Source organism: Enterobacter sp. H2G27 (genome assembly GCF_054403075.1).
In genome coordinates this window covers 2495780-2515561 of sequence record NZ_JBSVSI010000001.1, presented here as the reverse complement: position 1 = coordinate 2515561, position 19782 = coordinate 2495780, and the positions used below count along the sequence as shown (strand labels likewise).

Genomic DNA, 19782 nt, shown 5'->3' with positions numbered 1-19782 from the left:
AATCTATGAGAAGGTGTTGTATGTTGAACCGTATCCGCGTTGTCACAATGCTCATGATGGTGCTGGTCATTTTCGCACTTCTTCAGCTCATCTCCGGCGGGCTTTTTTTCTCGTCATTAAAACAGAACCAGGACAGTTTCGCGGCCTCGAACGATCTCCGCCTGCAGCAGAGTGAACTCACGTCGACGTGGGATCTGATGCTGCAAACGCGTATCAACCTGAGCCGCTCGTCCGCGCGCATGATGATGGACCCTAACAATCAGCAGAGCAGCGCGAAAACCGATCTGTTGAAAAATGCCCGTGCCACCCTCGCTGACGCCGCGAAACATTACGACGCCTTCAAAAAGATCGCCCCGCAGCCTGCTATGGAGCAGGTGAGCCAGAACATCGATGAAAAATACAATGCCTACCATACTGGTCTGACAGAACTCATTCAGTTCCTGGAGAGCGGAAATATGGACGCCTATTTCGCGCAGCCGACGCAGGGGATGCAAAACGCACTCGGCGCGGCGCTGGGGGAATACGCGAAGGCCAGTGGCGATCTCTATCACTCGGCCTTTACGGCAAGTCAGAATGACTACCGCTTTGCGAAATGGCAGATGGCCGTAATGGCGCTGGCGCTGGTCATCGTGCTGGTCGCGGTCTGGTACGGCATTCGCCATATCCTGCTGAATCCTCTTGGGCGCGTCATTGCCCACATTCGTGAAATTGCCGGAGGCGATCTGACTAAAACGCTGACCGTTTCCGGGCGCAATGAGATCACCGAGCTGGCAAACAGCGTTGACCATATGCAGCGTTCGTTAATCGAAACCGTCGCCAACGTGCGTAACGGGTCGGAGGCTATCTATACCGGCACCAGCGAAATTGCGATGGGGAATAACGATCTCTCATCCCGTACCGAACAGCAGGCTTCCGCCCTGGAAGAGACTGCCGCCAGCATGGAGCAGCTCACCGCGACCGTGAAGCAGAACGCCGATAACGCCCGCCAGGCGTCTCAGCTGGCAGAAAGCGCCTCCGAGACGGCGCAGCGCGGCGGACGCGTGGTGGATGGCGTGGTGAAAACCATGCACGAAATCGCCGACAGCTCGAAGAAAATCGCCGACATCATCAGCGTCATCGACGGCATTGCCTTCCAGACCAACATTCTGGCGCTGAACGCCGCCGTGGAAGCGGCGCGAGCGGGCGAACAGGGGCGCGGGTTTGCCGTGGTGGCCGGGGAAGTGCGCAACCTGGCCAGCCGCAGCGCCAACGCGGCAAAAGAGATCAAGTCGCTGATTGAAGACTCTGTCTCCCGCGTGGATACCGGTTCCGTGCTGGTGGAAAGCGCCGGGGAGACCATGAATGACATCGTGAATGCCGTTACCCGCGTGACGGACATCATGGGGGAAATCGCCTCTGCGTCTGATGAGCAGAGTCGTGGTATCGACCAGGTTGCCCTGGCGGTATCGGAAATGGATCGCGTGACACAGCAAAACGCCGCGCTGGTGCAGGAGTCCGCTGCGGCGGCCGCTGCCCTGGAAGACCAGGCGAGCCGTCTGAAGATGGCCGTCTCGGCGTTTCGTCTCGCTTCACTCGCTGGAAACACGGTCACTCCGCAGGCGACGTACCGCGCGCCAGCCGCTGAACCGGCTGCACTCCGTACGCGTACCGCGACGACCGGACAAGATGAAAACTGGGAAACATTTTGACTGATAAATAAACCGCGGCTGCTTGCCGCTTGATGGGAGCGTGGATGTTAAATCGTATTCGTATCTCGACCACACTGTTTTTGATTCTGATCCTTTGCGGTGTGTTGCAGGTTGGCAGTAACGGGTTGTCTTTTTGGGCGTTTCGCGATGGCTATCAGAATTTGCAGGAAGTTGAGGCGAGTAATCAGCAGCGCTCCGCACTGGCACAAACGCGTGCCGTGCTGTTGCAGGCAAGCACTGCGCTGAACAAGGCGGGAACCTTAACCGCGCTGAGCTATCCGCCGGATGACATTAAAGCGCTGATGGCAACCGCGCGCGACAGCCTGAAACAGGCTGACGCACAGTTTAAAGCCTTTACGGCGCAGGCCGCCGACAGCGAGAAAGAGAAAGCGCTGAAGGCCGCCATGAAGACGAACTTTGAGCAGTGGTACAGCGATCTGGACCACCAGGCGACGTGGCTTGAGAACAACCAGCTGTCGGACTTTATGACCGCACCGGTCCAGGCGTCTCAGGCAGCGTTTGACGGCAGCTTTAACGCCTGGCAGCAGGATATTAACCAGTCTGTACAGCGTGCCGGTGACCAGAGCCGTCAAAGCTATCACATGTCGGGCGTCATCTTCGCCGTGGTGGTGATTCTGGCAGGGTTGCTGACCGGTGGGGCGCTGCTCTGGTCGCGCAGAATGATTGTGCAGCCGTTGGCGATCGTCAGCAGCCACTTCGACAGTATTGCAAAAGGCGACCTGGCGCGTCCGGTGGCGGTGTTCGGCAAAAACGAAATTTCGGCGATTTTTGCCAGCCTGAAGGCGATGCAGGGATCGCTGCGGGAAACGGTGAGCGACGTGCGGCAGGGCAGCTATGCCATGCACACCGGGATCTCAGAGATTGCGGCAGGTAACAACGATCTCTCATCTCGCACAGAGCAGCAGGCGGCCTCGCTGGCGCAGACGGCGGCCAGCATGGAGCAGCTGACGGCGACGGTAAGCCAGAACGCCGATAACGCGCGTCAGGCGTCTGACCTGTCAAAACAGGCGGCGATGACGGCGAAGAAAGGCGGTGACCAGGCGTCCCATGTCGCCAGCACCATGCAGGAGATTGCCACCAGCTCGCAGAAAATTGGTGACATCATCAGCGTGATTGACGGTATCGCGTTCCAGACCAACATTCTGGCGCTGAATGCCGCTGTGGAAGCGGCGCGAGCCGGGGAGCAGGGGCGCGGGTTTGCGGTGGTGGCGGGGGAAGTACGTAACCTGGCGAGCCGCAGCGCCAACGCGGCGAAAGAAATCAAGGTCCTGATCGAAGAGTCGGTCTCGCGCGTTCAGCAGGGCTCAACGCTTGTGGATACGGCGGCGAAAACCATGCACGAGATCGTCACCTCCGTGACGCGGGTTAACGACATTATGGGCGAAATTGCCTCGGCGTCGGATGAACAGCGTCGCGGCATTGAGCAGGTTGCCCAGGCGGTCAGCCAGATGGATCAGGTGACGCAACAGAACGCCTCGTTAGTTGAGGAAGCGGCAGCGGCAACCGATCAGCTGGCCAGCCAGGCGGATCGTCTTACCGGACTGGTCGCGGTATTTAATGTGAAAGAGCACGTTGAAGCAGTAACAGAAGTCGGGCGGTCGCAGGCCGTGCCAGTTGTATCCTGAATGTAATTAAGAAGGCGCTATGACATCACCAATGCCCCCTGGGCAAACGTCATTATTGTTGCAGATGACACAGCGCCTCGCGCTGTCCGACGCGCATTTTCGTCGGATATGTCAGTTAATCTACCAGCGTGCGGGGATCGTGCTTGCGGATCATAAGCGGGACATGGTCTACAACCGTCTGGTGCGGCGCTTGCGTACGCTGGGGCTGGATGATTTTGGCCGCTATCTGAGCATGCTCGAGGCGAACCAGAACAGCGCCGAGTGGCAGGCTTTTATTAACTCGTTAACCACCAACCTGACGGCGTTTTTCCGTGAAGCTCACCACTTCCCGGTTCTGGCCGAGCATGCGCGCCGTCGCACCGGGGAGTATCGCGTCTGGAGTGCGGCCGCCTCGACGGGTGAAGAGCCGTACTCGCTGGCGATCACCCTTGCCGATACGCTGGGAATGACGCCGGGACGCTGGAAGGTCTACGCCAGCGATATCGATACTGAAGTGCTGGAGAAGGCGCGTAACGGTGTTTATCGCCAGGATGAACTGAAAACGCTGTCGCCGCAGCAGCTGCAGCGTTACTTCATGCGCGGGACGGGCCCGCATGAAGGCCTGGTGCGCGTACGCCAGGAGCTGGCGAACTGCGTCGAATTCGCGCCCGTTAACCTGCTGGATAAGCAGTACAACGTGCCGGGGCCGTTCGACGCCATTTTTTGCCGTAACGTCATGATCTATTTTGATAAAACGACGCAACAGGACATTCTGCGTCGGTTTGTTCCGTTGCTCAAGCCTGACGGTTTACTGTTTGCCGGGCACTCGGAAAACTTCAGCAACCTCGTGCGTGAGTTTAGCCTGCGTGGGCAAACGGTATATGCGCTGAGTAAGGAAAAAGCATGAGTAAAATCAGGGTGTTGTCTGTCGATGATTCAGCGCTGATGCGTCAGATCATGACTGAAATTATCAATAGCCACAGCGACATGGAGATGGTGGCAACCGCGCCCGATCCGCTGGTAGCGCGGGATTTAATTAAAAAATATAACCCCGATGTGCTAACGCTGGATGTCGAGATGCCGCGCATGGATGGCATCGATTTCCTCGAAAAATTAATGCGGCTGCGGCCTATGCCGGTGGTGATGGTCTCCTCCCTGACCGGGAAAGGATCGGAAATCACCCTGCGCGCGCTGGAGCTGGGGGCGGTGGATTTTGTCACCAAGCCGCAGCTCGGCATTCGTGAAGGGATGCTGGCCTACAGCGAAATGATCGCCGAGAAGATCCGCACCGCGTCGCGTGCGAAGCTTGCCGCCCACACGCCGATGGCCGCGCCGGCGACCCTGAAGGCCGGTCCATTACTCAGCTCGGAAAAACTGCTGGTCATTGGGGCGTCAACCGGAGGAACAGAGGCAATTCGTCATGTACTCCAGCCATTGCCGCTTTCAAGTCCGGGTATTCTGATCACTCAGCATATGCCGCCTGGCTTTACCCGTTCGTTCGCCGAACGCCTGAACAAGCTGTGCCAGATCAGCGTGAAAGAGGCGGAAGACGGCGAGCGCGTGCTCCCGGGGCATGCCTATATCGCGCCGGGCGACAAGCATATGGAGCTGGCGCGCAGCGGCGCTAACTATCAAATCAAAATTCATGACGGACCGCCGGTCAACCGGCACCGTCCGTCGGTGGATGTGCTGTTTCATTCGGTGGCGAAACATGCGGGGCGCAACGCCGTAGGGGTGATCCTGACGGGGATGGGCAACGACGGTGCCGCCGGAATGCTTGCAATGCACCAGGCTGGCGCCTGGACGATTGCGCAGAATGAAGCAAGTTGTGTGGTGTTCGGCATGCCGCGCGAGGCCATCAATATGGGTGGCGTGAGCGAAGTGGTCGATCTTAGCCAGGTAAGCCAGCAGATGCTGGCGAAAATCAGTGCCGGACAGGCAATACGTATTTGACTCAGGAGTATTATTTTATGGCGGATAAAGAGCTTAAGTTTTTGGTTGTGGATGACTTTTCCACCATGCGTCGCATCGTACGCAACCTGCTGAAAGAGCTGGGCTTCAACAACGTTGAAGAAGCAGAAGATGGCGTTGATGCGCTGAACAAACTGCAGGCTGGCGGGTTTGGTTTTGTTATCTCCGACTGGAACATGCCAAACATGGACGGTCTGGAACTGCTGAAAACCATTCGTGCCGATGCGGGAATGGCCTCTATGCCGGTTCTGATGGTCACTGCAGAAGCGAAAAAAGAGAACATCATTGCCGCTGCACAGGCGGGCGCAAGCGGCTATGTGGTGAAGCCATTCACCGCGGCAACCCTGGAAGAGAAGCTCGGTAAGATCTTCGAGAAACTCGGCATGTGAGGTGATGGAAATGTTGCAACCTGCTATGAAACCCGTTGAAGAACACTCGCCGAGCGATATCATCGTCCGCATCGGCAGCCTGACGCGCATGCTGCGTGACAGCCTGCGCGAGCTGGGTCTGGATCAGGCGATTGCCGAAGCGGCGGAAGCGATTCCTGATGCCCGCGATCGTCTGGACTATGTCGTGCAGATGACCGCTCAGGCTGCGGAACGTGCGCTGAACAGCGTTGAAGCATCACAGCCGCACCAGGATGCGATGGAAAAGGGGGCGAAAGCCCTGAGCAAACGCTGGGACGAGTGGTTTGAAAACCCTATCGAGCTGGCTGATGCCCGCGAGCTGGTAACGGATACTCGTCAGTATCTTGGCGATGTGCCGGGCCACACCAGCTTCACCAACGCCCAGCTACTGGACATCATGATGGCGCAGGATTTCCAGGACCTGACCGGTCAGGTCATCAAGCGCATGATGGATGTTATCCAGGAGATTGAGCGCCAGCTGCTGATGGTTCTGCTGGAGAACATTCCGGAACCGGCAGCCCGTCCAAAACGCGAGAACGAAAGCCTGCTCAATGGTCCACAGCTCGACGCCACCAAGGCAGGCGTTGTGGCAAGCCAGGATCAGGTAGACGACCTGCTGGACAGCCTCGGCTTCTGATAGTCCTTTCCGCCTCAGGAGGTTACGCCGCCTGAGGCGGTTTGCGACAAAATCACCGAAAAGAGCCCGAATAAACGGGCTTTTCCCGCCATTGGATTTCCGCTGCGCTGGCATGATACCCGTGACGTAATGGGCTGAGCATGCACTGTGGCAGAAGAGAACGACGACAAAACGGAAGCCCCCACACCCCACCGACTAGAAAAGGCGCGTGAGGAAGGGCAAATCCCCCGATCCCGAGAATTGACCTCCCTGCTGATCCTTATCGTAGGCGTGTGCATTATCTGGTGGGGCGGGGAGTCGCTCGCCCGCAAGCTGGCGGGAATGCTTTCAACCGGCTTGCGTTTTGACCACAGCATGGTCAACGATCCGAATCTGATCCTCAGCCAGATTATTCAACTGATTAAAGGGGCCATGGTCGCGCTGTTGCCCCTGATTACCGGGGTTGTGCTGGTCGCGCTGGTCTCGCCGGTGATGCTCGGCGGTCTGGTCTTCAGCGCCAAATCGCTGCAGCCGAAATTTTCCAAACTGAACCCGCTGCCGGGCATTGCGAAAATGTTCTCTGCTCAGACCGGGGCTGAGCTGCTCAAAGCCATTCTCAAATCTGTGCTGATGGGCAGTTCCGCGGGGTTTTACCTCTGGTACCACTGGCCGGAAATGATGCGTCTCATCAGCGAATCGCCTCTCACCGCGATGAGCAACGCGCTGAATCTGGTCGGGCTTTGCGCACTGCTGGTGGTGCTCAGCATTATCCCGATGGTGGGTTTTGACGTGATCTTCCAGCTTTATACCCACTTCAAAAAGCTGCGCATGTCACGTCAGGATATCCGTGACGAATATAAGCAGATGGAAGGTGACCCGCACGTTAAGGGGCGTATCCGCCAGATGCAGCGTGCCGCCGCCCGTCGCCGCATGATGGAAGATGTGCCGAAGGCCGACGTCATCGTCACCAACCCGACGCACTATTCCGTTGCCCTGCGCTATGACGAAAACAAAATGAGCGCGCCGAAAGTGGTGGCGAAAGGGGCAGGGCTGATCGCGCTGCGCATCCGGGAAATCGGCACGGAACACCGCGTGCCGATCCTGGAAGCCCCTCCGCTGGCGCGTGCCCTTTACCGCCATGCGGATATTGGACAACAGATCCCGGGACAACTCTACGCCGCCGTGGCGGAAGTGCTGGCCTGGGTATGGCAGTTGAAGCGCTGGCGTCTGGCCGGCGGTCAACGGCCTGTGAAACCTGAGAACCTTCCGGTGCCTGCCGCGCTGGATTTTATGAACGAGAAGGACACTGATGGCTAATCTGGTGGCAATGTTGCGCCTGCCCGGCAACCTGAAATCGACCCAATGGCAAATCCTTGCCGGGCCGATTCTGATCCTGCTAATTCTGTCGATGATGGTACTGCCGCTCCCGGCGTTCATCCTCGATCTGCTTTTCACTTTCAATATTGCGCTGTCCATTATGGTGCTGCTGGTGGCGATGTTCACCCAGCGTACCCTGGAGTTCGCCGCGTTCCCGACCATTCTGCTGTTTACCACCCTGCTGCGACTGGCGCTGAACGTGGCATCCACGCGTATCATTCTGATGGAAGGACACACCGGGGCGGCAGCGGCAGGTAAAGTGGTGGAAGCGTTCGGCCACTTCCTGGTGGGCGGCAATTTCGCTATCGGTATCGTGGTGTTCGTCATCCTCGTGATCATCAACTTTATGGTCATCACCAAAGGTGCAGGGCGTATTGCGGAAGTGGGCGCGCGCTTTGTGCTCGACGGGATGCCGGGCAAGCAGATGGCGATCGACGCCGACCTGAACGCCGGTCTTATCGCCGAAGATGAAGCCAAAAAACGCCGTGCGGAGGTGACGCAGGAGGCGGACTTCTACGGCTCCATGGACGGTGCGAGTAAGTTTGTGCGCGGTGACGCCATCGCGGGCATTCTGATCATGGTGATTAACGTGGTTGGCGGCCTGCTGGTGGGCGTGCTGCAGCATGGGATGGACATGGGCCACGCGGCGGAAAGCTATACGCTGCTGACCATCGGTGACGGTCTGGTCGCGCAGATCCCGGCGCTGGTTATCTCCACTGCGGCGGGTGTGATTGTGACCCGCGTGAGCACCGATCAGGACGTTGGCGAGCAGATGGTGGGCCAGCTGTTCAGCAACCCGCGCGTGATGCTGCTGGCCGCTGCGGTTCTCGGGTTGCTCGGCCTGGTGCCGGGGATGCCAAACCTCGTCTTCCTGCTGTTTACGGCGGGGCTGCTGGGGCTTGCGTGGTGGATGCGTGGCCGTGAAACCAAACCGGCAGCGGAACCTGTTCAGGTTAAAATGCCGGAGAATACCCAGGCCGTTGAAGCGACCTGGAACGACGTTCAGCTGGAAGATTCCCTGGGAATGGAAGTCGGGTATCGCCTGATCCCGATGGTCGATTTCCAGCAGGACGGCGAGCTGCTCGGCCGTATCCGCAGTATCCGTAAAAAATTCGCGCAGGATATGGGCTTCCTGCCGCCGGTGGTACACATCCGCGACAATATGGACCTGCCGCCCGCGCGCTATCGTATCCTGATGAAAGGTGTCGAAATTGGCAGCGGTGATGCCTATCCGGGCCGCTGGCTGGCGATTAACCCCGGCACCGCCGCAGGCACGCTGCCGGGAGAGCAAACTATCGATCCGGCCTTTGGCCTGGCCGCTATCTGGATTGAAAGCGCCCTGAAAGAGCAGGCGCAGATCCAGGGGTATACGGTTGTTGAAGCCAGTACCGTGGTGGCGACCCATCTTAATCACCTGATTGGGCAATTCTCGGCGGAGCTGTTTGGCCGTCAGGAAGCGCAGCAGCTGCTGGACCGCGTCACGCAGGAGATGCCGAAGCTGACGGAAGATCTGGTCCCGGGCGTGCTGACCTTAACCACGCTGCACAAGGTGCTGCAAAACCTGCTCGACGAGAAGGTGCCGATCCGCGATATGCGCACCATTCTGGAAACCCTTGCCGAACACGCGCCGATACAAAGCGATCCGCACGAGCTGACGGCGGTGGTGCGCGTGGCGCTGGGACGCGCCATTACCCAGCAGTGGTTCCCGGGAACCGGGGAAGTGCAGGTGATCGGCCTCGATACGCCGCTTGAGCGTCTGCTGCTGCAGGCTCTGCAGGGCGGAGGCGGTCTGGAGCCGGGCCTGGCGGACCGTCTGCTGGCGCAAACGCAGGAGGCGCTGGCGCGTCAGGAGATGCTCGGCGCGCCGCCGGTGCTGCTGGTGAACCACGCGCTGCGTCCGCTGCTGTCCCGCTTCCTGCGTCGTAGCCTGAACCAGCTGGTCGTGCTGTCGAATCTGGAGCTGTCGGATAACCGTCATATCCGCATGACCGCGACGATTGGAGGAAAATAATGCGTAAATGGCTTTGGATGTTGCTCTTCCCGCTGGCGGCGCAGGCTGCCGGGGGGGGCACCTGGCAGGCGAGCAGCATGGGGGTGACCCTCAGCAATCGCGGTGTTGCTATGTCGTCTAACCCGCTGGCGCCTTCAGAAGAGGTCTCCGGTCAGATGGGCCTTGTGGTCTGGAACTATCGGCTGATTGGCCCTACGCCAGCGGGCTTGCGGGTGCGCCTCTGCTCTCAGACGCGCTGTACCGAAATCGACGGCGAAAATGGGACAACGCAGGCGTTCAACGGCGTACCGGCTATTGAACCTTTGCGTTTCATCTGGGAAGTGCCGGGTGGGGGGCGTTTGATTCCGGCGCTGAAGGTGCAAAGCAATTCCGTCATCGTGAACTATCGCTGACGGTTGGATTACCAGGACTGCAAAAACAAAACCCGGCGATTGCCGGGTTTTTTGTATTACATGCGTTCTACGGTTTCGATACCCAGGGTATCCAGACCCAGCTTCAGGGTCTTCGCCGTTAGCTGCGCCAGCTTCAGGCGGCTGTTGCGAACCGATTCGTTTTCCGCAGAAAGAATAGGGCAGTGCTCGTAGAAGCCGGAGAACAGACCCGCCAGGTCATACAGGTAAGCACACATTACGTGCGGCGTGCCGTCACGCGCGACAACCGTCAGCGTCTCTTCGAACTGCAGCAGACGCGCCGCCAGCTGTGCTTCACGATCTTCCGTGATGGTCACGGTGGTATTCGCCAGCACGCTTTCGTCGATACTGGCTTTACGGAATACCGAGAGCACGCGGGTGTAGGCGTACTGCATGTATGGCGCCGTGTTACCTTCAAACGCCAGCATGTTATCCCAGTCGAAGATATAGTCGGTGGTACGGTTCTTGGAGAGATCCGCGTATTTCACCGCACCGATACCCACGGCGTTGGCCAGTTTTTCCAGCTCGTCGGCCGGCATGTCCGGGTTCTTCTCGGCCACCAGACGACGGGCGCGTTCCAGCGCTTCGTCCAGCAGGTCTGACAGTTTCACGGTTCCGCCCGCGCGGGTTTTGAACGGCTTGCCGTCTTTACCCAGCATCATGCCGAACATGTGGTGTTCCAGCGGAACGCTGTCCGGCACGTAACCGGCTTTACGCACGATGGTCCACGCCTGCATCAGGTGCTGGTGCTGACGGGAGTCTATGTAGTACAGCACGCGGTCGGCATGCAGCGTTTCGTAACGGTATTTCGCGCAGGCAATGTCGGTCGTAGTGTAGAGATAGCCGCCATCCTTTTTCTGGATGATCACGCCCATCGGTTCACCTTCCTTGTTTTTGTACTCATCAAGGAACACAACCGTTGCGCCTTCGCTCTCCACCGCCAGGTTTTTCGCTTTCAGGTCAGCCACAATGCCGGGCAGCATTGGGTTGTACAGGCTTTCACCCATTACGTCATCGCGGGTCAGGGTGACGTTCAGACGGTTATAGGTCAGCTGGTTCTGGGACATGGTGATGTCAACCAGCTTGCGCCACATTTCGAGGAAGTATTGATCGCCTCCCTGCAGTTTAACCACGTAACTACGCGCACGTTCGGCAAAAGCTTCGTCTTCGTCGTAGTGTTTTTTGGCTTCGCGATAGAATCCTTCCAGGTCCGCCAGCGCCATTTCACCCGCGTTTTCCTGCTGCTGTTTTTCCAGGTAAGCGATCAGCATGCCGAACTGGGTGCCCCAGTCGCCCACGTGGTTCGCGCGGATCACCTTGTGACCGAGGAACTCGAGCGTGCGCACTGCGGCATCACCGATGATGGTGGAGCGCAGGTGGCCAACGTGCATCTCTTTCGCCACGTTCGGCGCAGAATAGTCGATCACGACGGTCTGCGCTTCCGGCTGGGACACTCCCAGACGATCGGATTTCAGCGCCGCGTCAACGTGGCTTGCCAGGAAAGCAGGCTCAAGGAAGATGTTGATAAAGCCCGGACCGGCGATTTCGGTTTTGCTGGCAATGCCGGAAAGATCCAGATGCGTCAGTACCTGCTCAGCGAGCTGTCGCGGCGGCATGCCCAGTTTTTTAGCCACTGCCATCACGCCATTAGCCTGATAGTCGCCAAACTGTACTTTTGCTGACTGACGAACCTGCGGTTCGCAATCCGCAGGGGCACCTGCGGCAATCAGTGCCTGACTGACTTTTTCGGAGAGAAGAGCCTGAATATTCACCTGGATACCTTACGTTTTTGATGCGGGCTTACAACCGCCCGCGCCAGTTAAAGAATTTAGGGCGGGAGTATACTGCAAATGCCTTCTGACGTCAGCAGTGCGGGGCCTGAAGATTGCTCAGAATCCAGGCAGTGAAGGTGTGCATAATCATGCAGTCGCAAAAAGCCGGTTTCTGAGGTTGGTCAAAACAGGGCAACAGAGTAAATTAGCGGCTTTGCGACATGAAAAGAGAATGACTTATGGCGAACTGGCAATCCATTGACGAACTGCATGATATTTCCGCAGATTTACCGCGCTTCACCCAGGCGTTCACAGAACTTGCCACCCGTCTGGGTCTGGATATTGCGCCGCTTGAGGCCGATCATATCTCTTTGCGCTGTCATCAGAATGCCACCGCCGAGCGCTGGCGTCGCGGGTTCGAACAGTGCGGCGAGTTACTGTCCGAGAATATCATTAATGGCCGCCCCATTTGCCTGTTCAAACTGCATGAGCCGGTGAACGTGGCGCACTGGCAGTTCAGTGTGGTTGAACTGCCGTGGCCGGGCGAGAAACGCTATCCGCACGAAGGCTGGGAACATATCGAGATTGTCCTGCCGGGTGAGCCGGAGACGTTAAACGCGCGCGCGCTGGCCCTGTTAGCGGACGAAGGCTTAAGCCAGCCGGGAATTTTTGTGAAGACCAGTTCTCCCAAAGGCGAGCGCGAGCGGTTACCTAACCCGACGCTGGCCGTTACTGACGGACAGGTTACGGTGAAGTTTCATCCGTGGACCATTGAGCAGATCGTTGCCAGTGAAGCATAAGAGATGTGAGTTCACGCCGGGACCGAAAACGAACGGCGTGTCATGATGTTTTGCTTAGTGGAATTTCAGGAGGATTAAATGGCGCTGCTGGAGATTTGTTGTTACAGCGTGGAGTGTGCCGTGACCGCGCAAAAGCACGGGGCTGACCGCATTGAACTGTGCGCGGCACCCAAGGAGGGCGGGCTGACGCCGTCTTACGGCGTGTTGAAGTCAGCCCGTCAGGCCGTCACTATTCCCGTTCACCCAATTATTCGTCCGCGCGGCGGTGATTTTTGTTACACGGCGGGCGAGTTCAGTGCCATGCTTGATGATATCGCCCTCGTTCGGGACCTGGGGTTTTCAGGGCTGGTGACCGGGCTGCTGGATGAAGACGGCAATATCGATATACCGCGTATGCGTCAGATTATGAGCGCCGCGCAGGGGATGTCCGTCACTTTTCATCGCGCATTTGATATGTGTAAAGATCCGCTTCAGGCCTTTGAAACGCTTGGAGAACTTGGCGTGGCGCGCATCCTGACATCGGGTCAGCAGGCGTCAGCTGAAAAAGGACTGCAATTAATTACGGAACTAAAAGCACATTCTGGTGTTCCAATAATAATGGCGGGTGCGGGAGTACGCGCCAGCAATATGGAACGGTTTTTAAACGCTGGGGTAGAAGAGCTGCACAGCTCTGCGGGGAAATGGATACCTTCGCCCATGCGTTATCGCAATACAGGATTGTCAATGTCGACGGATGCTGAAGCGGATGAGTATTCACGCTATGGCGTAGAGGGAGAGTCGGTTGCGGAAATGAAGTCGCTGATTGAGCGCCATCACGTGTAGCAACGTACCGATTTTTACCGCGCATCATGTCGCCCAATATGATGCTTGCTTGTACCAGGCCCCTGCCAATTACACAGGGGCCTTTTTTTCTCCTTCATATTTCAAGCCGCAGCTGCGTTGGCCGCCTTGCTGCAACTTGAACTATTTCGGAGAAAACGTGCTACGAGTAGGCCGGGTAAGGCGCAGCCGCCACCCGACTAAAAGACTACGGCTTAGTCGCAATCAATACCGCACGCATCGGGGCCGGATAGCCTTCGATGGTTTTGCTGTGATCGGTTGGGTCGAGGAATTGCTCCAGCGATTCGGTGATCATCCAGTCGGTGCGGCGCTGCTCTTCAATTGAGGTCACGCTGACATCGGCAATCCGCACGTCCACAAACCCGCATTTCTCCAGCCAGTTCTTCAGCGCCAGCGCGGAAGGGATGAAGTAAACGTTGCGCATCTGCGCGTAGCGATCGCCCGGTACCAGAACGGCGTGTTCATCGCCTTCAATCACCAGCGTTTCGAGCACCAGCTCGCCGCCGCTGACCAGCTGATCTTTCAATTGCCACAGATGTTCAAGCGGGGAGCGGCGGTGATAAAGCACGCCCATGGAGAACACGGTATCAAACGCTTTCAGAGCTGGCAGCTGCTCAATGCCCAGCGGCAGCAGGTGCGCGCGCTGATCGTTACCCAGCAGCTTACGTACCGCTTCAAACTGGCACAGGAACAGCTGCATCGGGTCAATACCTACCGCCAGATGCGCGCCCGCGCCAATCATGCGCCACATGTGGTAACCGCTGCCGCAGCCCACGTCCAGAATGGTGCGCCCGGTCAGGTCGGAAAGGTGGGGCAGAACGCGATCCCATTTCCAGTCAGAGCGCCATTCGGTATTGATGTTCACGCCGTAAAGTGAAAACGGCCCTTTGCGCCACGGCATCAGGTTACGCATCAGCGTTTCGATGCGGTTGATCTGACCTGGCGGAAGCGGTTCTTCACTCTCTGCGGTGACGCTGTGAAGAAGATCCAGACGATGCGGGGTCAGTTCGGGCAGAAACTCCACTGCATTTGACCACTGCTTTAACAGGCCGTGCTGCTGGTCCCGCTGCCAGGCGGCAATCTGCGCGGGCAAGGTTTCCAGCCAGTGGGAGAGCTGATTTTTGGCAATCAGCTGATAGAAGTTACTGAACTCGATCATGCCGGTTTCCCCGCTTTCAGCGCTACCAGCGAACCAAAGTTAAAGCACTGGAACCACAGTTCGCTGTGCTCAAAACCGGCTTTGCTCAGACGCGCTTTATGGGTTTCTACGGAATCCGTCAGCATCACGTTTTCGAGCATGCTGCGCTTCTGGCTGATCTCCAGCTCGCTGTAGCCATTCGCCCGTTTGAAATCGTGGTGCATATTGAACAGCAGCTCGCCAACCTCGGCATCTTCGAAGCTGAATTTCTCCGAGAGCACCAGCGCGCCGCCAGGATTCAGCCCCTGATAAATTTTGTCCAGCAGCAGCTGGCGGTCTTCCGGTACCAGGAACTGAAGCGTGAAATTCAGCACCACCATCGACGCGTTATTGATCTCAATCTCGCGGATATCACCTTCCACCACGTCTACCGGAACAGGAGCTTTGTACGCGTCAATATGGCGACGGCAGCGCTCAACCATGGCCGGGGAGTTATCGACGGCAATAATGCGGCAGCCTTCGTGGTGAACGTTACGACGAACCGACAGCGTTGCCGCGCCGAGCGAGCAGCCCAGGTCATAGACCTGCGTGCCGGGTTGAACGAAGCGCTCAGCCAGCATGCCGATCATAGAGATAATATTGGAATAACCGGGAACAGAGCGCTGGATCATATCCGGGAAGACTTCGGCTACCCGTTCATCGAAGGTCCAGTCGCCCAGGCTGGCGATAGGCGCGGAAAAAAGCGTGTCGCGATCTGACATAACGTAAAAATCCGGGAAAAATAAAGTGGCGTATTGTGCGCTAATGGAGGGAGAAAACCAACTCCCACGGCATATACCACAGGTTAGCCAGCACCATCAGCAAAAGTGAACACCAGGTTGCACTCATGCCGGAACGACGCCAGCGGATTAAGCGATGGTGAAAGCCGTAATAATGCATCAGGCGGCCAGCAATAAGCAGCAGGCCACAGATGTGCACCATCCAGGTTTCTGCGCCATTCATCTCCATAAACAGCAGCAGGATTAGGGCTGCGGGGATGTATTCAACCGCGTTGCCATGAATGCGGATAGCGCTTTGTAGCTCTGAAAACCCGCCGTCACCGTAGGAGACGCGGTAGAGCGTTCTGAGGCGCACAACATCAAATGAAAACTTAATCAGCAGTAATGCACCTAACACCGCATACAGCGCGCTGACCATACAAACTCCCTGTTTTTGGCAGATGGCACTTCACTATGATAGGGGGTGATATCAGAAAAGAGAAGATTGTTGTGGGATGGAAGGGGCGCTTCCCACGGACGGCACCGCAGCCTGCAAGGCCTGCCATAGAGCATCGACCAGTTCGGGGGCCTGGGCAATATCCGGCGTGTGCAAAAAGAGATACGGCGTAGTGGTGTGTTCCCACGCTGCCAGTTTTTCCAGCCAGACGGTGAACAGCGCCTGGTTTTGCTGCATGTTATCGCTGCCGATAAACCTGACCATTGGGTTATGTGCGGTCACGATGGCGTGAACCGGTACTTTCGGTTTTTTACGCTGAGCTTCAACGATGGCTTCGCTATGCGGGATAGCGCTGTGCACCGGACGGCTGTCGAGGATCACCCGGTTAACGGAACGCTCAAGCAGGCCGCGATTGAGCGCTTTTTCCGCTTCGCCCTTAGCAAAAAACTCAGGATGCCTGACTTCAACGCCGTAGGTAAACTCCCGGGGCAGGGCGTCCAGAAACGTCCACAGCGCGGGCAGGTCGCGCGGGCCAAAGACGGCCGGAAGCTGCAGCCAGTACTGGCCGATGCGGTTTGCCAGAGGCGCCATCCGGGCAAAGAATTCGTCAGTCAACTCACCGCAGTTGCGCAGCGCGGCCTGGTGAGAAATGGTCGCCGGAAACTTAAAGCAGAATCGGAAGTCGTCGGTCGTTTGTTCCCGCCAGCGTGCAACAATCTCGGCTTTCGGAAGCGCATACAGGGTGGTGTTACCCTCGACACAGTTGAAGTGCCGGGCATATTCCTCAAGGCCGGTGATGCCAAGGCGCACCCATTTCGGGTGCGACCACTGGGGTAAACCGACATACATCATAGCGCGCTGACAATCTCATCCGTGCTGCGCACGCGGCCGATGCGCGGGAAGATGTGGGTCATGCTGCCCTGATGCTGTTCCGCGGAGGCCGCGCTGCAGGCATCTTCGGCAATCACCAGATTAAACCCCAGCTCCCACGCGTTGCGGGCAGTCGACTCCACGCCGATGTTGGTGGAAATACCGCACAGGATAATGGTGTCAATGCCGCGACGGCGGAGCTGCAGTTCAAGATCGGTGCCGTAGAATGCACCCCACTGACGTTTGGTCACTTCAATATCGCTGTCGCGTTTACCCAGTGAGGCCGGGTACGTCCACCAGTTTTCCGGCAGGGCGCGTGCAGGAGCCTGGGCATCAACGGGCTGTTTTAACGCTTCGGCGTAATCAGCAGACCAGCCGACGCGCACCATGACAACCGGGGCACCGCTGGCACGACAGGTTTCCGCCAGGCGAGCGGCGCGGCTGACTACATCGTCCGCGGTATGCGGGCCGCCGGCGAAGGGCAAAATGCCTTCCTGTAAATCAATCACGACAAGCGCGGTTTTACTGGCATCAAGTGTTAACATCGTTACTCCCGTTAAATGAATCACTTCCGGACACCATACGACGTGATGGCCTGTTCCTGGGCGGATAATTTTGTTAATTTTTGTGAGAATGCGCAATAAGAGTGCAGCAAACGACCGCCAGGCCGTGGTTCGCTCTTATCGTCCGGCGGAATTTCCAGTATAATAGCCGCCTTTTTTCATCCAGTTGTGACATACAGAAAGCTGCGACATAGTAGCCTGCATACCAGGCGACATTTAGCCTGCGGCTAATTAAGGGATATCTCATGCGTACAGAATATTGCGGGCAGCTGCGTCAGTCCCACGTCGGACAGCAGGTCACCCTGTGTGGTTGGGTCAATCGTCGTCGTGATCTTGGTAGCCTTATCTTCATCGATATGCGCGACCGCGAAGGTATCGTTCAGGTGTTCTTCGATCCGGATCGCGCTGATGCGTTGAAGCTGGCCTCTGAGCTGCGTAATGAGTTCTGCATTCAGGTCACCGGCACCGTGCGTGCGCGTGACGAGAAAAACGTTAACGCCGACATGGCGACGGGTGCCATTGAAGTGCTGGCGTCCGATCTGACGATCATTAACCGTGCTGAAGCGCTGCCGCTGGACTCCAACCACGTCAACACTGAAGAAGCGCGTCTGAAATACCGCTATCTGGATCTGCGTCGTCCGGAGATGGCTCAGCGCCTGAAAACCCGTGCGAAAATCACCAGCCTGGTGCGTCGCTTTATGGATGACCACGGTTTCCTCGATATCGAAACCCCGATGCTGACCAAAGCCACGCCGGAAGGCGCGCGCGATTACCTGGTGCCATCCCGCGTCCATAAAGGCAAATTCTACGCGCTGCCGCAGTCTCCACAGCTGTTCAAACAGCTGCTGATGATGTCCGGCTTCGATCGCTACTATCAGATCGTGAAATGCTTCCGCGACGAAGACCTACGTGCTGACCGCCAGCCTGAATTTACCCAGATCGATGTGGAAACCTCCTTCATGACCGCTGAGCAGGTGCGTGAAGTGATGGAAGCCCTGGTGCGTAGCCTGTGGAACGACGTTAAAGGCGTTGAGCTGGGCGATTTCCCAATCATGACCTTCGCGGAAGCCGAGCGTCGTTATGGCTCTGACAAACCAGACCTGCGTAACCCGATGGAGCTGGTGGACGTTGCAGACCTGGTGAAAGCCGTTGAGTTTGCCGTCTTCTCCGGCCCGGCTAACGATCCGAAAGGTCGCGTGGCGGCCCTGCGCGTACCGGGTGGTGCAGCACTGAGCCGTAAGCAGATCGACGATTACGGCAACTTCATCAAGATCTACGGCGCTAAAGGTCTGGCCTATATTAAAGTGACCGAGCGTGCGAAAGGTCTGGAAGGTATCACCAGCCCGGTCGCGAAATTCCTGAACGCGGACATCGTGGAAGCGATCCTTGAGCGCACCGGCGCGCAGGACGGCGACATGATCTTCTTCGGCGCAGATAACAAGAAAGTTGTTGCGGATGCGATGGGCGCGCTGCGTCTGAAGCTCGGCAAAGACCTGAACCTGACCGACGAGAGCAAATGGGCGCCGCTGTGGGTTATCGACTTCCCAATGTTTGAAGACGACGGTGAAGGCGGCCTGACCGCGATGCACCACCCGTTCACCTCGCCAAAAGAGATGACGGCGGCAGAGCTGAAAGCGGCACCGGAAGAGGCCGTCGCCAACGCCTACGATATGGTCATTAACGGCTACGAAGTGGGCGGCGGTTCCGTGCGTATTCACAGCGGTGAAATGCAGCAGACCGTGTTCGGCATCCTGGGCATCAACGAGCAGGAGCAGCGCGAGAAATTCGGCTTCCTGCTGGACGCGCTGAAATACGGTACGCCTCCGCACGCGGGTCTGGCCTTTGGTCTTGACCGTCTGACCATGCTGCTGACCGGCACCGATAACATCCGTGATGTTATCGCCTTCCCGAAAACCACTGCCGCAGCGTGTCTTATGACCGAAGCGCCAAGCTTTGCCAACCCGGCCGCACTGGCTGAGCTGGGCATTGAGGTGGTGAAGAAGGAAGAGAAAAACTGATATGACATATAAGCTCCCCGTTTCGGTCCTGGTGGTCATTTATGCAGAAGACACGAAGCGGGTGCTGATGTTGCAGCGGCGTGATGACCCTGAATTCTGGCAGTCGGTTACCGGCAGTCTGGAAGAGGGGGAGACCGCGCCGCAGGCCGCCGCGCGTGAAGTAAAGGAAGAGGTCGCCATTGACGTTGCCCGCGAGCAACTGACCCTGAAGGACTGTCAGCGCACGGTGGAGTTCGAAATTTTTAGCCATTTACGTCATCGCTACGCGCCGGGTACCGAGCGCAATACGGAATCGTGGTTCTGTCTCGCGCTCCCCCATGAACGGGAGATCGTGTTTACCGAACACCTGACCTACCGCTGGGTGAATGCGGCGGATGCCGCCGCGCTGACCAAGTCGTGGAGCAACCGGCAGGCGATTGAAGAATTTGTAATTAACGCTGCCTGAAAAGGCGCGCTCTTTG

19 protein-coding genes are annotated in these 19782 nt (G+C 57.6%); 13 read left to right on the top strand and 6 right to left on the bottom strand.

The genetic code is table 11. The features are described 5' to 3' along the window. Positions 1 to 20 precede the first annotated feature (20 nt). The 9 genes from tar (at position 21) to flhE (ending at position 10087) form a co-directional block, all read left to right on the top strand. Positions 21 to 1688, top strand: coding sequence for a methyl-accepting chemotaxis protein II (gene tar, locus ACW9E7_RS11935; protein WP_111964830.1), 1668 nt, complete (start codon positions 21 to 23; stop codon positions 1686 to 1688). A gap of 44 nt (positions 1689 to 1732) precedes the next feature. Further along, the gene (tap, locus tag ACW9E7_RS11930; protein WP_133294695.1) at positions 1733 to 3334 is read left to right on the top strand and encodes a methyl-accepting chemotaxis protein IV; all 1602 of its coding nucleotides are present in this window, start codon (positions 1733 to 1735) and stop codon (positions 3332 to 3334) included. Between the two features lie 19 nt (positions 3335 to 3353). Next, complete coding sequence (gene cheR / locus ACW9E7_RS11925) at positions 3354 to 4220, top strand: protein-glutamate O-methyltransferase CheR (protein WP_111964829.1); 867 nt, start codon at positions 3354 to 3356, stop codon at positions 4218 to 4220. Continuing rightward, positions 4217 to 5266: a protein-glutamate methylesterase/protein-glutamine glutaminase gene (locus ACW9E7_RS11920; RefSeq protein WP_008500430.1), complete on the top strand. Its 1050-nt coding sequence runs from the start codon at positions 4217 to 4219 to the stop codon at positions 5264 to 5266. Before cheR ends, ACW9E7_RS11920 begins: the two co-directional genes overlap by 4 nt. 17 nt (positions 5267 to 5283) lie before the next feature. Then, entirely contained in the window at positions 5284 to 5673 is a 390-nt protein-coding gene (gene cheY / locus ACW9E7_RS11915) for a chemotaxis response regulator CheY (protein WP_008500431.1), read from the top strand. 10 nt (positions 5674 to 5683) lie between these two features. Beyond that, on the top strand, positions 5684 to 6328 hold the full coding sequence (gene cheZ / locus ACW9E7_RS11910) for a protein phosphatase CheZ (protein WP_111964828.1): 645 nt from the start codon (positions 5684 to 5686) through the stop codon (positions 6326 to 6328). 147 nt (positions 6329 to 6475) lie between these two features. Then, positions 6476 to 7624: a flagellar biosynthesis protein FlhB gene (gene flhB, locus ACW9E7_RS11905; RefSeq protein WP_048992249.1), complete on the top strand. Its 1149-nt coding sequence runs from the start codon at positions 6476 to 6478 to the stop codon at positions 7622 to 7624. Further along, entirely contained in the window at positions 7617 to 9695 is a 2079-nt protein-coding gene (gene flhA, locus ACW9E7_RS11900) for a flagellar biosynthesis protein FlhA (protein ID WP_111964827.1), read from the top strand. Before flhB ends, flhA begins: the two co-directional genes overlap by 8 nt. Further along, the gene (gene flhE / locus ACW9E7_RS11895) at positions 9695 to 10087 is read left to right on the top strand and encodes a flagellar protein FlhE (protein WP_111964826.1); all 393 of its coding nucleotides are present in this window, start codon (positions 9695 to 9697) and stop codon (positions 10085 to 10087) included. Before flhA ends, flhE begins: the two co-directional genes overlap by 1 nt. A gap of 56 nt (positions 10088 to 10143) precedes the next feature. On the opposite strand, the gene argS is transcribed toward flhE, so the two are convergent. Continuing rightward, positions 10144 to 11877 (bottom strand): arginine--tRNA ligase, encoded by a 1734-nt coding sequence (gene argS, locus ACW9E7_RS11890; RefSeq protein ID WP_248174521.1) that lies wholly within the window; start codon positions 11875 to 11877, stop codon positions 10144 to 10146. 239 nt (positions 11878 to 12116) lie between these two features. On the opposite strand from argS, the gene ACW9E7_RS11885 reads away from it, so the two are divergent. Together ACW9E7_RS11885 and cutC are read left to right on the top strand one after the other, a co-directional pair. Then, complete coding sequence (locus ACW9E7_RS11885; protein ID WP_127731458.1) at positions 12117 to 12677, top strand: VOC family protein; 561 nt, start codon at positions 12117 to 12119, stop codon at positions 12675 to 12677. A 78-nt stretch (positions 12678 to 12755) separates the two neighbouring features. Next, complete coding sequence (cutC, locus tag ACW9E7_RS11880; protein ID WP_271369336.1) at positions 12756 to 13499, top strand: copper homeostasis protein CutC; 744 nt, start codon at positions 12756 to 12758, stop codon at positions 13497 to 13499. A gap of 205 nt (positions 13500 to 13704) precedes the next feature. Here the strand turns inward: cutC and cmoB are convergent, their stop codons facing one another. The 5 genes from cmoB to ACW9E7_RS11855 are packed head-to-tail and all read right to left on the bottom strand — an operon-like array spanning position 13705 to position 17285. After that, on the bottom strand, positions 13705 to 14676 hold the full coding sequence (cmoB, locus tag ACW9E7_RS11875) for a tRNA 5-methoxyuridine(34)/uridine 5-oxyacetic acid(34) synthase CmoB (RefSeq protein ID WP_111964822.1): 972 nt from the start codon (positions 14674 to 14676) through the stop codon (positions 13705 to 13707). Continuing rightward, positions 14673 to 15416 carry a carboxy-S-adenosyl-L-methionine synthase CmoA gene (gene cmoA, locus ACW9E7_RS11870; protein ID WP_111964821.1) on the bottom strand — a complete coding sequence of 248 codons (744 nt, stop codon included), beginning with the start codon at positions 15414 to 15416 and terminating at the stop codon, positions 14673 to 14675. The genes cmoB and cmoA overlap by 4 nt, the downstream gene beginning before the upstream one ends. A gap of 40 nt (positions 15417 to 15456) precedes the next feature. Then, positions 15457 to 15852, bottom strand: coding sequence for an MAPEG family protein (locus ACW9E7_RS11865; protein WP_021240443.1), 396 nt, complete (start codon positions 15850 to 15852; stop codon positions 15457 to 15459). Between the two features lie 51 nt (positions 15853 to 15903). Next, positions 15904 to 16722: a DUF72 domain-containing protein gene (locus ACW9E7_RS11860; RefSeq protein WP_458727815.1), complete on the bottom strand. Its 819-nt coding sequence runs from the start codon at positions 16720 to 16722 to the stop codon at positions 15904 to 15906. Next, a complete protein-coding gene (locus tag ACW9E7_RS11855; RefSeq protein WP_121932053.1) occupies positions 16719 to 17285 on the bottom strand; it encodes a hydrolase in 567 nt (188 codons plus the stop codon). The genes ACW9E7_RS11860 and ACW9E7_RS11855 overlap by 4 nt, the downstream gene beginning before the upstream one ends. Before the next feature lie 263 nt (positions 17286 to 17548). Here ACW9E7_RS11855 and aspS point away from each other — a divergent pair, with 263 nt between their 5' ends. Together aspS and nudB are read left to right on the top strand one after the other, a co-directional pair. After that, positions 17549 to 19321, top strand: coding sequence for an aspartate--tRNA ligase (aspS, locus tag ACW9E7_RS11850; RefSeq protein ID WP_111964818.1), 1773 nt, complete (start codon positions 17549 to 17551; stop codon positions 19319 to 19321). Between the two features lies 1 nt (position 19322). Then, positions 19323 to 19766: a dihydroneopterin triphosphate diphosphatase gene (gene nudB, locus ACW9E7_RS11845; protein ID WP_008500446.1), complete on the top strand. Its 444-nt coding sequence runs from the start codon at positions 19323 to 19325 to the stop codon at positions 19764 to 19766. The last annotated feature ends 16 nt before the right edge of the window (positions 19767 to 19782 follow it).

Excerpts from the sequence above, each read along its gene's own strand:
- tar (WP_111964830.1), top strand. The coding sequence starts at position 21 with ATGTTGAACCGTATCCGCGTTGTCACAATGCTCATGATGGTGCTGGTC.
- tap (WP_133294695.1), top strand. The coding sequence starts at position 1,733 with ATGTTAAATCGTATTCGTATCTCGACCACACTGTTTTTGATTCTGATC.
- cheR (WP_111964829.1), top strand. The coding sequence starts at position 3,354 with ATGACATCACCAATGCCCCCTGGGCAAACGTCATTATTGTTGCAGATG.
- ACW9E7_RS11920 (WP_008500430.1), top strand. The coding sequence starts at position 4,217 with ATGAGTAAAATCAGGGTGTTGTCTGTCGATGATTCAGCGCTGATGCGT.
- cheY (WP_008500431.1), top strand. The coding sequence starts at position 5,284 with ATGGCGGATAAAGAGCTTAAGTTTTTGGTTGTGGATGACTTTTCCACC.
- cheZ (WP_111964828.1), top strand. The coding sequence starts at position 5,684 with ATGTTGCAACCTGCTATGAAACCCGTTGAAGAACACTCGCCGAGCGAT.
- flhA (WP_111964827.1), top strand. The coding sequence starts at position 7,617 with ATGGCTAATCTGGTGGCAATGTTGCGCCTGCCCGGCAACCTGAAATCG.
- flhE (WP_111964826.1), top strand. The coding sequence starts at position 9,695 with ATGCGTAAATGGCTTTGGATGTTGCTCTTCCCGCTGGCGGCGCAGGCT.
- ACW9E7_RS11885 (WP_127731458.1), top strand. The coding sequence starts at position 12,117 with ATGGCGAACTGGCAATCCATTGACGAACTGCATGATATTTCCGCAGAT.
- cutC (WP_271369336.1), top strand. The coding sequence starts at position 12,756 with ATGGCGCTGCTGGAGATTTGTTGTTACAGCGTGGAGTGTGCCGTGACC.
- cmoB (WP_111964822.1), bottom strand. The coding sequence starts at position 14,676 with ATGATCGAGTTCAGTAACTTCTATCAGCTGATTGCCAAAAATCAGCTC.
- cmoA (WP_111964821.1), bottom strand. The coding sequence starts at position 15,416 with ATGTCAGATCGCGACACGCTTTTTTCCGCGCCTATCGCCAGCCTGGGC.
- ACW9E7_RS11865 (WP_021240443.1), bottom strand. The coding sequence starts at position 15,852 with ATGGTCAGCGCGCTGTATGCGGTGTTAGGTGCATTACTGCTGATTAAG.
- ACW9E7_RS11860 (WP_458727815.1), bottom strand. The coding sequence starts at position 16,722 with ATGATGTATGTCGGTTTACCCCAGTGGTCGCACCCGAAATGGGTGCGC.
- ACW9E7_RS11855 (WP_121932053.1), bottom strand. The coding sequence starts at position 17,285 with ATGTTAACACTTGATGCCAGTAAAACCGCGCTTGTCGTGATTGATTTA.
- aspS (WP_111964818.1), top strand. The coding sequence starts at position 17,549 with ATGCGTACAGAATATTGCGGGCAGCTGCGTCAGTCCCACGTCGGACAG.
- nudB (WP_008500446.1), top strand. The coding sequence starts at position 19,323 with ATGACATATAAGCTCCCCGTTTCGGTCCTGGTGGTCATTTATGCAGAA.